9 protein-coding genes and 1 tRNA gene are annotated in these 10,845 nt (G+C 66.6%); 4 read left to right on the top strand and 6 right to left on the bottom strand.

Annotated features, from left to right (window positions below; all coding sequences use genetic code 11):
* Position 1: 1 nt before the first annotated feature.
* Entirely contained in the window at positions 2-1,153 is a 1,152-nt protein-coding gene (locus tag BGO37_RS00505; protein ID WP_291751068.1) for an AI-2E family transporter, read from the bottom strand.
* Between the two features lie 123 nt (positions 1,154-1,276).
* On the opposite strand from BGO37_RS00505, the gene BGO37_RS00500 reads away from it, so the two are divergent.
* From BGO37_RS00500 to BGO37_RS00485, 4 genes are all read left to right on the top strand, one after another.
* Positions 1,277-1,360 (top strand) — tRNA-Leu (locus BGO37_RS00500).
* Between the two features lie 183 nt (positions 1,361-1,543).
* On the top strand, positions 1,544-2,890 hold the full coding sequence (locus BGO37_RS00495; RefSeq protein WP_291751067.1) for a site-specific integrase: 1,347 nt from the start codon (positions 1,544-1,546) through the stop codon (positions 2,888-2,890).
* A gap of 162 nt (positions 2,891-3,052) precedes the next feature.
* On the top strand, positions 3,053-3,535 hold the full coding sequence (locus BGO37_RS00490) for a hypothetical protein (protein ID WP_291751066.1): 483 nt from the start codon (positions 3,053-3,055) through the stop codon (positions 3,533-3,535).
* Positions 3,536-3,756: 221 nt separating this feature from the next.
* Entirely contained in the window at positions 3,757-4,014 is a 258-nt protein-coding gene (locus BGO37_RS00485; RefSeq protein ID WP_291751065.1) for a helix-turn-helix domain-containing protein, read from the top strand.
* A gap of 376 nt (positions 4,015-4,390) precedes the next feature.
* Here BGO37_RS00485 and BGO37_RS00480 read toward each other — a convergent pair whose 3' ends face one another.
* The 5 genes from BGO37_RS00480 to BGO37_RS00460 form a co-directional block, all read right to left on the bottom strand.
* A complete protein-coding gene (locus tag BGO37_RS00480) occupies positions 4,391-4,789 on the bottom strand; it encodes a hypothetical protein (RefSeq protein ID WP_291751064.1) in 399 nt (132 codons plus the stop codon).
* Positions 4,790-5,214: 425 nt separating this feature from the next.
* The gene (locus BGO37_RS00475; RefSeq protein WP_291751063.1) at positions 5,215-7,089 is read right to left on the bottom strand and encodes an ATP-dependent endonuclease; all 1,875 of its coding nucleotides are present in this window, start codon (positions 7,087-7,089) and stop codon (positions 5,215-5,217) included.
* 385 nt (positions 7,090-7,474) lie between these two features.
* Positions 7,475-8,833 carry a helix-turn-helix domain-containing protein gene (locus BGO37_RS00470; protein ID WP_291751062.1) on the bottom strand — a complete coding sequence of 453 codons (1,359 nt, stop codon included), beginning with the start codon at positions 8,831-8,833 and terminating at the stop codon, positions 7,475-7,477.
* A 10-nt stretch (positions 8,834-8,843) separates the two neighbouring features.
* Positions 8,844-9,749, bottom strand: coding sequence for a DUF5677 domain-containing protein (locus BGO37_RS00465; protein WP_291751061.1), 906 nt, complete (start codon positions 9,747-9,749; stop codon positions 8,844-8,846).
* 172 nt (positions 9,750-9,921) lie between these two features.
* Complete coding sequence (locus tag BGO37_RS00460) at positions 9,922-10,821, bottom strand: metallophosphoesterase (protein ID WP_291751060.1); 900 nt, start codon at positions 10,819-10,821, stop codon at positions 9,922-9,924.
* Positions 10,822-10,845 lie beyond the last annotated feature (24 nt).

Here is a 10,845-nt window from a genome sequence, read left to right as displayed (position 1 = left end):
GCTAGTCCCCGGGCGGGGCCTGCGCCACCACGGGGACCTGCCCGGTGGCGGCCTCCACCTCGAGCTCGCTCATCGGCGGGTCCAGCGTGCGCAGGTGCGAGAACACCGCCCATGTCACCGAGACCAGCGGCACCACGACGACGGCGCCGAAGATGCCCGCGACCAGGCCGCCCGTGGCCACCGACAGCGCGATGACGATGGGGTGAAGCGACACCTGCCGGCCCATGACCAACGGCTGGAGCACGTGGCCCTCGAACTGCCCGATGAGCGCGATGCCGAGGCCGACGAGCAGGGCCCAGACCACGCCCTTCGTCGCGAGCGCGACGATCATCGCCACGACCATCGCCGCCGGGGCGCCGACGAGCGGCACGAACGCGCCCAGCAGCACCAGCACCGCCAGCGGCGCGGCGAGCGGGATGCGCAGCACCGCGAGCCAGATGAAGGCGAGGAGCCCGTCGGTGACGGCGATGATGACGATGCCGCGCGTGTAGCCGGAGAACGAGCTCCACCCCGCCACACCGGCGGAGATCCAGCCCCTGCGGACCCGGGCGGGCAGCTGGTTGAGGAACCACGTCCACATCTCGGCGCCGCGCGCGAGGAAGAAGATCGCGCAGAACACCGCGATGATCACGGCGGTGAACACCTCGACGGCCGAGCCGGCGCTGGCGGCGGCCTGACCGGCGATCTGGCCGGCGTGGCTCTGCACCCACTGCACGCCCTGGTTAATCCCGGCCGTCAGCTGCTCGTTCGTCAGCTGGAACGGCAGGTGTCCGGCGGTGAGCCACTGCGTGATCTGGTCGATGCCCTGGCCGAACTGGCTCGACAGCGACGTCCACTGGTTGGCCACCGAGTAGACGACGTAAGTGAGCATCCCGGCGAGGAAGGCGGTCCCGAGCAGCAGGGCCAGGCCGACGGCCAGGCCCCGCGGCACCCACCGGGACAGCCAGTTGACGACCGGCCGCAGCACGGCGGTGATGACGAGCGCCAGGAACACGGCGATGACGACGAGCTGGACCTTCGACAGCGCGAAGAACACGACGACGACGGCGCCGGTGACGACGAGCAGCCGCCACGACACCCCTCCGGCCGTGCGCAGCCATCGCGGTGCCGTCTGCTCGAACGCCCTGGTGTCCGTCTCGGACGTGCTGGCCATCGCCCCTCCTGGTCGCATCGTTCCGGGCCAGTCTGCCGCAGACGCGATGCTGGGGCAGGCGCCGCTCCGTGCTATCTTTCTCGGCGCACCTGCGGGGTCCGCGGACCCCGGGGTGACCACCTCGTCCGGGTGGCGGAATGGCAGACGCGCTAGCTTGAGGTGCTAGTGCCCGTATAGGGCGTAGGGGTTCAAGTCCCCTTCCGGACACTCACAGAGGCCTGAGAAATGGCCTCTGACCTGCGGAAACATCCGCCGCGGCGCCGACTAGCGTCGGACTCGATGTCACAACGATCTTCGGCCGCATCTGTGGGCATCTACGTGCACTCGGACGTTTCGCCGTTCGAGCGGCCGGTCCTCTGGAGGTTTCACCCGGTCTGATCAGCGGCTTTGGTGACGATTGCCCCACTCCGAGCGCCACCGAGACGCGGCGCTGCCGCACATGTACCGGGCATGACACGTTCCAACGGCCGCAAGAGTCGCCGTCGCGGCGCAGGTGAAGGCAGCATCGGCTCGTACGAGACCAAGGGCGGTCGGCGGTACCGCGCGCTCTGGCACGAGCCGATCGACATCGACGACCCGGACGCCGGCAAGCGGCTGGCATCAAAAGGTGGCTTCGTCGAGCAGAAGGAGGCCATCTCGTACCTGCGTCGGGTCTTGACCGACCTCGACGAGGGCAAGCTGACCAGGTCGAAGGAAACAACCTTCGGAGAGTTCGCCGCCACGTGGCTCGACGGCTTTCGAGGCGCAGCCACCACGAAGGCCGGCTATCGGAGGTTGCTGCGCCTTCACGTCTTGCCCACGCTCGGCCCCGTTCCGCTGAAGGCCATCCGGCCGACGACACTCGCTTCGCTCTACCAGCGGCTTGAGGACGGCACGGCAGCCGTCGAGGACGGGGACGAGCAACCCCGAGAGCCGATTGGTCCCAACACCGTTCGCAAGTGCCACACGCTGATCGGCGCGATCTTGCAGGCCGCGGTCGACGACAACCTCCTCGCCACCAACTCCGCGCGCTATCGGCGTGCCAACCCTCCGACGGCACGCGAGGTCCGTTCCGCCAAGCCCGAGATCACACCGTGGCGGGCCGAGGAGCTCAGGCTCTTCCTGAACTGGGTGGTCGACGAGGAGATCGATCCGTTGCGCTACGCCTGGGTTGTCGCCGCTCACACCGGCGTCCGCCGAGGTGAGCTGCTCGGGCTGCGATGGGGGGACATCGACCTGGTTGCTGGGTCGATCTCTGTCCGACGCTCGCGGGTCCAGGTGCGAGAGAAGGGCCAGGTGACGCGGGACGTCGAGTCGGTGCCGAAGAGCGCCGGAGGCCACGCGGGCACCCACCCGATCGACATCGATGACGCAGCGGTAGCGGCACTCCGGGCCCAGCTGCGGTTGATGTCGTACCTCGATCCTCGACTCGTGGCCCGGGACAAGCCCGTGTTCGTCGGGGCAGACGGGAAGATGTTCGTGTCGGACCAGGTCACGAAGCGATTCGGTGCAGCAGTGCGGCGCTACAACGAGCAGGCTTCGGCGCCTGAGCAGATTCCACTCATCCGCCTCCATGACCTGCGGCACACGCACGCGACGCTCCTCCTCGAGGCCGGCGTGCACCCGAAGGTCGTGCAGGAGCGCCTCGGGCACTCGACGATCGCGATCACGATGGATCTGTACAGCCACGTGCTCCCGACGACACAGCGGGCGGCGGCGGACGCCTTCGGTCGGTTGTCCCAAGCCCCGGAGGCCTAGGGCGCGTCCGGTTGGCGGCAAGCGCGCCAGAGAGGAATCGGCGTCTCGAAGCCGTCGATCGGCGCGCCGCCGCCGAGTGCGGGTGATGGAGCTCAGCCTCGAGGGAGTCGCCGCTCCGTTCAGCGACCTCAAGGTTCCGGAGGCCCCCGTCGATGCCTGTGCGTGGACATCGGCACGGCGGTTGTCACGATCGGCGCTGCGGCACTGGCGCTGCTCCCGCGCGTGCCGGCGCTGTCAGCCGACGGGCGTCGGCAGGAGCGACTCAAGCGAGACCTCGAGATTCTCAACGCGATGCCGGACGGCGAGGCGAAGAACCGGCATCGGCTTCAGGTCGAAACAGCACTAGCTGCGTTGGTCGACGAACGCAAGCGTGACCGTCGAATCGAGCAATTCTGGATTCTCGGGACGACGTGGACCTTCGCAGGATGGATCGTCATCGCCCTGGCGCTCTCACTCACCGGAAGCATCCGGTGGCGTGAGCAAGTAGAGGCCGCCGCCGCCCCACTCGGACTCGTGATCGTCGCTATCGGCCTGCTCTTCATGCTTGCCGCGGTGGTGCTGCTCCTCGGTCACGTGCTGAGCCTCCTGTGGAGCCGGATCCAGCGACGGCGTGCGGGACCACGCTCGGACACGTACGAGATCTAGGGGGTTGTCGACAGTTCCGATTGCGTTTCAGCGAGCGATTCCGCGGGGCGAAGGCGCAGGACCGAGGTGGACGCCCCATCGCTGCAGAGGGCGCGAACTCGCATGGCACCGTGCCACGCGCAGCTTGCCGGTGGTGTTCGTGCCCGCCAATGTTCGGAGTATCCCCGGTGCGGCGGGGTCGAAGTGACGCATCGCGGTCGGCTGCCGCACATATGCATGTCATGACGATCGCTACCACACCCAGCACCTCTCTCAGCCTGGACGGGACCCCGAAGGACGAAACGATTACGACTTGGTCGGGGCTCCTCGCCGCAGATCGACCCACTGTGACCCGCACGGAACTTGCCAAGCTGCTTCGGATCGACACTCGCACCGTGAGCCGGGCGATCGAGGATGGCGACATCTCGGCCGTCCGATTCGGTCGACAGTGGTTCATCTCGCGCCAGGCGATCATCGCGATGTTCGGCGGCGGTGAGTGACCGTCCCGCACCGAGCCTGCATCGGCCCCGAGCCCGCTGGCAGAGCCGCCCCAGGTTCGGTTGCTGTGGCGGTTGCGTGGACGAAGGCGCAAACGTCTGTAGGTTCGGGTAGGCGGCCCACCCCGCCGTCAACGCCTCGCCGCCAGCTGTGAGATGGCCTGAGGATGGAATGGGCAGTGCCTCTAGAAGCGCTCGGCCGACACGCAGTGGGGCAGCGGTCGCCAGGGCCCATCAAGCCCGCTTCAACGCGCCCGCCTGTTCAACACCAGCCCCGAGTCACGCTGCTACTTCGATCGAGGAGGCCGCCTTCGGGGGCGCCTCCGACGTCCGGCTACGATCGGCAGTTTCGCCGCCGAGTCGGCTGCCGGTACCTCCGTCACACGAGGCCAATGCCCCGGTCGCTCCGGTCGAACCAGTCGTAGTTTCCGGCTCTGGCATGAATCTGTTGAGGCTCGACGAGGCGGCCGTCACGCATTCGGTAGAGGCCACGGCGGTTGATCTCCCTTGCCAGGTCACCTGCGGGCATGCGGCGTCCCGGCGCTGACTGGAGCACCAGGCGCATGGCCTCGTGGAGTGTCGTGCGCTGAACGGCTCGGCCCGAGCCCGTCGCCAGCGACAGCAGGAATTCGAACGAGGCTACCCGTCGTTCTGCCTGGTCCAGGTCGGTGCGGACATGGTCGCGAAAGCGACGAGCGGCCGCGAGGTCCTGTTCGACCTCGTCTCGGTTGGCCATGACGACCTTGCTGACCAACTCCAGGTACTCGTTCACATCCACCCGCGCTCCTTCTGAGGCCTCTCGGCTCAGGGTTAGCCGCATAGTGCGACTATCGCACGTTCTTCAGACCTGGTCCAGGTTGCCGAGGCCAGAGTGGTGGCATAGGAGGGGAGACTCTTCCCAGCGGTTTGCCCCTTTGACATTGCTGCGGGCTTCGCGCCTGCGGTGGCTACCAGCTCCTGGCCACCCTGCCCGGTCCGGCGGTCGGATTCAGTCCGGCGTCCGTCCGATCGCCAAGCTTGTTCCTCCTGCGGTGCGCCTCGACCGTCGACTTGACCCCGGGCTCGGGACGTTGACCCGCACCAAGGTCCAACCCTCCGCTGGCACGAGTGGTTGGCCGGCGCCACCTCCGGGCACTGGCTCCGCTATCGGACGTGCACCCCCCGGGGTGTGCCGCAGCTTCTCTAGGTTGCTGCCACTTCAAGTCAAGCGCGCGCCTGCGGCGCGCCGCCCCCCAGCGTCGAAGCGAGCCGCAAGCGGAACTCCTCAAAGCCTTCCGGCCTGAAGTCAGGTTCCTCTCGAGCACGGACCAGGAGTGCAGTTTCAAGCGCCGACACTGTCCGGAACAATGGAGTCCTTCTCTGCAGATTTCCCATCAGAGCCTTGGGTTCCGCAAGCTTATGCCATTCCGTTGGCCATCTGCTCTCCAGCAGTGTGCGCTCTCGTTCAAGGACGGTCGTCAACTCGTCAGCGCGGTTTCGATTCACCTCTACATATCCGCGATACACCTGCTCCATCCTCGCGAACCTGCCAGTCCCTGCTGCAGGTACGGGCGGAGGAAATGCGCGGGACAACTCCCGCTCCACGATCGCAGCAAGTACCTCCTCCTGAAGTGGTTCCGCGCACTCTCGGAGCCAACCCTCTACTTCAGTAGGTGTCACATTCACCCCATTGAGAACCAGGACCCTACTTATTAGACGACCGTCCAATAGGACACTCTCGATCGCCCTCTTTGGCCAGACGTGAAGCGCTGGGTACCGACTCTGCATCTCGGCAATCTCGTCATCCTTCAGCAAATCGCGGTCGCGGAGACACAGCCAGGGCAATTCGATGGGCAGACTAGACAAGGCGTCGTGCGCGGCCAGAACTTTGTCAGCGTTGCCCGCGACGATCACATGTGTTCGACCTAGTTCGATTGGGAAAAGCGTGCCGAGCCACTTTGCGTCTGTTTCCCCTTCGACGACCAAGATGGCATCACTCTGGAGCAGGCTTGCAGGCGTTACGCCCAGCACCCCCATCAGCTCAAGCCGATCCGGTTTCTCCTTCAGGCGTTCCAGTTGATTCGCAGAACCGTCGTCGGGAGCCTTGAGGTCTATCAATCCGCCGAGGGGTGCAGCCGTGATCAGGTTAACCGAGTGGCTCACCACGAGAATCTGGGCACGCTCCGCGAGGCCCTCCATCGCCTTAAAGAGAGCAGCTTGCAGTGTGGGATGCAAGTGCTGCTCCGGTTCGTCGATGCAAAGAATCCCGCCCGAGGCGGAGAGTCGTCGGACAAAGTACATTATGGCGAGCATCTCTTTTTCGCCGCTACTGAGGGCGCCTAACCCGTGCCGGTGCCCTGCGGACACCTCGACCTCGATGTTGCTTCCGTGCACGGGGTCATACTCGGGTAGGTGCAGGCCCTTGCCAGTGGCCGTGCCGAATGCGCTTTGAAGCCGCTCGTACTCATTGGGGACGTCGAGCCCCTGTCGCCCTGCAAGGAATGCCTGATAATCGAGTGTCACCAAGTAGCTTGCTATGCTCGGCAGCGACATGGGCGAGCGTTGCCTTATGAACGAGTCGAGCATGTTCCAGCGGTCCTGGTCAACGCGCTCTGGATTAAGCATCGCGAGGTCCACCACCGCACTCTCATTGCCGGCAACTAGCCGAGTCGCCGCCAGCAAATCGATTCGGGAGAATGGGTGCTCTCGTTGGAATGGCTGGCTTCGTAGAATTTGCGCGGTGGTGGAGTCGCGTGAGCGGGCCTGTACGCCCGCTCTATTGGCTCGCACTTCGTATGAAACTTCCGGCTCCCGCGGCGCGGGCCCCGAGTACATCCTTTGGTGCCAATCGTCGACGAGATCCCATTCGTCGTTAGCGAGAGTGAGCACTAGCGATATCGATAGTTCATCACTCCACGGTCCGACTGATTCGGCGAGGGAGTAGCGCTCAGACCATGCCGCCACCACGGCTTCGAGAAAGAGTGATTTGCCGGTGCCGTTTCTTCCGCTTATTGTCACCACCGACTCGGTGGCCAAGTCGCTCACCTGGGCGTAGGCAATGCCCTTGAAGTTCCGGATCTCGATCGCTTGAAGGCGCACAGCCGCTTCCCCCTGTCGATGTCCTGCCGCTCATTGTGGCGCATCGGTGATGGACGCGCTGCGGGTGGCTTGGCACTAATTGGGTCTCCCGACGCGAGGGTCACCGCTGACCGCCAAGGCGCGCCGGTCGGCGGCCAGACGTTGGCGAGGTACTCGACCTCGCGCGACCGCCCCACCAGCGGCTGGGCTCGCTCCACGGACGGAGTCTACGAAGAGCGACGTCACGGCCAGGGTGCCCCACTGAGCCCACCAGCCGCCGTCCTGGTCGAGGACGACGTGGATCGGGTTCGAGTCGTCGAGACGCACGAGTTGCAACGTAGCGAAGCGAGGGATCCGCCGCGTGAGTTGGTGAGCCGCCTCAGCGCCGGCTTCCCCACGTGCGCAGTTAGTGACCGGCCGGCTTGCCGATGATCTCGACGCCGTTGTCGTCCGCCCATGCATCGACGTACGGTCGGCGGTCGCGGCTCCAGAACGGCCATGCCAACTGACCGTCGAGCGTCAGCTGAGGCAATTCGGGCTCGCCGAAAGCATGCCCGACGCCGTGATGCAGCCGTGCGGCAGCTTCGACAAGGTCTCGGCCGCTGGAGACGAGCTCGTCGAGCGGGGCGAAGGTTTCCACCGGCTCAGGGTTCGCGTGGACGGTGTGCCCGCTGGTGCTGACGAAGCCGCTGCGGATCGAGCCTAAAGCCGTCTGCGGCGCGTTGGCTGCCACGAACAGCGATGCGCGGAGCGCTGCCATGCCGGAAGCATGGGCTCGGTCCGCGGCGTTCGACGCCAGGCACTGCAACGTGCCGATGAGGGCTGCAGCCAGTGCCTCGTCGGACACGGTGCACAGCGGCGAGTCCTGGCCGGCGAACGCACGGGTCGGCGTTCCGAGGCTGTACAGCCGGACCGCCGCGGTGCCCGATCCGTCGGTGTGAATCTCGATCGCTCGGTAGTGCGGCTGTGGATGGTCTTCGCGGAACACATCATCGGCGCGGAGGCGGTTGTGGCCCACGTCGGCGTGGGGAAAGTTGGTTCCACCCCCATCGAGGAAGAGGAACCGCTTCCGCTGCATCTCTTGTTGGAACTCGGCGAACGTCTCTCGTCTGATCGTGAAGTCGCCCGGCAGGTCCGGCACCAGCGAGACGATTAGCCACGGATCCTCGGAAAGGTCGAGCCGGTTGTGCATGTCGGCCTCGATGCGAGCGAGGCGGCCGGTTCGCTCGGCCTCGCCGGCCAGCCGCGTACGGTACGCGACCGCCACTTCCGGCTCGGAGAGATGTCGAGTCGTGGCTCCGTTCCGCGTCGGGAACCTCAGTGACTCTCCGACGAGTACGGCATGCGGGGCGAGCACGCTGCGGGGCACCTCGATCAGGAGGAAGCCGTGACCCGGCGTCGCCGCATCGAGGACCTTGACAACGTCGAACTGGGGCAGTGGAGACACGCCGGCCGCAACGATCTGGCGAATGCGTCCGACTTCCCCATCTGATACGTCGACGCCGGCCGCGTCGGCGGCGCGCGACTGGTCGTCCTCAACGACACCGAGGACGAGCAAGCCGCCGGCGGTGTTCGCGAGTGCGGCGACGTCACTGCACAGGTCGCGTTTCTCCTTGTCGCTGCCGCCGTAGAGCTGCCCCTTGAAGTCCAGGTCGAAGGCTTCCCCCACCTGGCCGTCGATGAGGGACCGGATCTTCTCCGGTGTGACGGCGTCGAGCTCACCATCGAACAGGGCCTCAAGCCTTCGCGACCTCAGCATCGCCATGCGCCGGACCTTAGTCGCTGGGTCCGACGGCTCGTCGATCACGGGGGTCCGCGCTGGCGCCGCCGGTCGATGCGACGACCTGTCGACTTCCCGGTGACCCACTCGATTGCGGCGAGCGGCGCCTGCGACGGGCGCGCTCCCACTCGTGCTGGCGTCTCAGTCCGACGGCGCTCTCCTGCCATGCAAGGCGGACCCCTATCTCGCTCGCGATCTGCTTGAGCCGGGACCGGGATCGGTGCTGTCCGTCCACGCGGTCCCATGCCGCGGCTGCCAGCAGCAGGTACGTGAGGGCTGTGCCCAGGACCGCATCGCGGGCCCACTCCTCCGGCCCTCGGGCGAGTACGACGCCGGGCTGGTCCTTCGTCGGCTGATCGACCTGTCGGAGGTACATCTCGGAAACCATGCCGCTCGCGTGGGAGATGCCCGAGAGTGCTCGGTACATCGCGTACGTGCCGCCGAGGCCCTCGATCTCGGCGCACCGTTGCTCGAAGTGCTCGCTCGAGCGGCTTCGGTCGGGGTCCAGCAGGTCGAGCGCGGCCTGCCACTCGGCCACTGAGCCGTCGTCTGGCGTGCCTGACTCCACGAACTGCTTGAAGGTGTTCACGCGGCCGCGAGCGTCGTCGTGCACAACCGCGAGGACCGCGCGTTGCCCGTACTTCTCGACCCACGCCGCCGTCACCGCGCACTCGAGGATCTGGCGGACAAGGGGCACCATCGTTGGCTCGCCACCGGCCTTGTCGAGTACCCGAACCGCGGCGGCGAGGGCGTGCGCGTGAGCGGCAAGGCCGTAGATCGTCAACCCGATGCTGTCCATACCGCGCCGCTTCATGTCGACCGACCCGTACGGGTCTTCGCGCCACAGTTCGACGAGCTCGTCCAGCCGCGCGCACACAACATCCGGCTCGGGGACCGTCATGTGCAGCAATTCTCGCCCTCTTGCCGACGCGTCGGGGTGCGATGCGCCTCTCGGCTCGCGTCCGATCTCGTCTTGCCGCGCGTGAGTGGGGTTCCGCAGGATGGCCACATGCGCCTCACCGCACGACAACACGTGGTCAAGCGACTGCGTCGTTCGGCTCGTTGCACCTCTCTCACGGCGTGGTTCCTGGCTTCACGGAGGTGCCGGGCGCCGATCCTCCGGCCTCCAGCCAGCGATGCCACCGGTCGGCCAGCTCCTGGACCGGGTGTGCCAGTTGGGCCAGGTCGAGGACGACGGCGTTGCCCGCGGTGTGTTCCTCGGAGAGCACCTCTACGCGGGTGACGCCGCCGCTGCCGGTGCGCAGGTGGTGGGTGCGTCGCTGGTGCCAGTGCCCGCAAAAGCAGATCACGGGTCGGGTTGCCTCCACGGCCTCGCGGACGATGGCCCGGACCCGGTTCGACTGTTCGATGAGCCGGGGCTCCCAGTCGCCTTGTCCGATCAGAGGCACACCGTCGGGCACATCGTGGGTGATCAGGACCTCCAGTGGCCGGGTGCCGAGCGCTTGCAGGTCGGTGCGGTCGGGGGCTTCCGTGGGCCACCACCACTTGCCGACTATGGACCTGGGCCCGGGCGTCGCATCCGCGAGTGCACGGTCGACGGACACCGCCCCACCGAGAGAGCCGAACGGTAGTCCGCCGATGGTGAAACGGTGACCGCGGGGGCTGACCCGGAGGCGGCCGTAGGTCCCGAGGACCCCGAAGCCGAACTCGTCGACGCGGTTGGTGGTCGCCTCGGTGATGGTGTCCCAGTTGTCGTGGTTGCCCGGGGTGATCAACAGGAAGGCATCGAGCTTCTGCAGGAGGTCGTCAGTGCGGCGCACCGTCTTGTCCTGTGTGCCGCCGCCCCACGGCCCGATGCCGAAGTCCCCGACACTGATCAGCACCCGTGTGAGGGCCATCTGCCGTACGGCTCGGTCGGCCAGCAGGCGGAATGCCGTCGTGTCTCCATGTAGGTCGCCGAAGACGACCACCCAGTCGGCCCGGTCGAGCACCTCGCGTAGGTCGGAAGCCACGTGCCGACGATCCCATGTGCGGCC

This window comes from Cellulomonas sp. 73-92 (assembly GCF_001898175.1).
Classification (GTDB): Bacteria; Actinomycetota; Actinomycetes; order Actinomycetales; family Cellulomonadaceae; genus Cellulomonas.
This window is presented reverse-complemented; position numbering and strand designations above follow the sequence as displayed.

Excerpts from the sequence above, each read along its gene's own strand:
- BGO37_RS00505 (WP_291751068.1), bottom strand. The coding sequence starts at position 1,153 with ATGGCCAGCACGTCCGAGACGGACACCAGGGCGTTCGAGCAGACGGCA.
- BGO37_RS00485 (WP_291751065.1), top strand. The coding sequence starts at position 3,757 with ATGACGATCGCTACCACACCCAGCACCTCTCTCAGCCTGGACGGGACC.
- BGO37_RS00470 (WP_291751062.1), bottom strand. The coding sequence starts at position 8,833 with ATGGCGATGCTGAGGTCGCGAAGGCTTGAGGCCCTGTTCGATGGTGAG.
- BGO37_RS00465 (WP_291751061.1), bottom strand. The coding sequence starts at position 9,749 with ATGACGGTCCCCGAGCCGGATGTTGTGTGCGCGCGGCTGGACGAGCTC.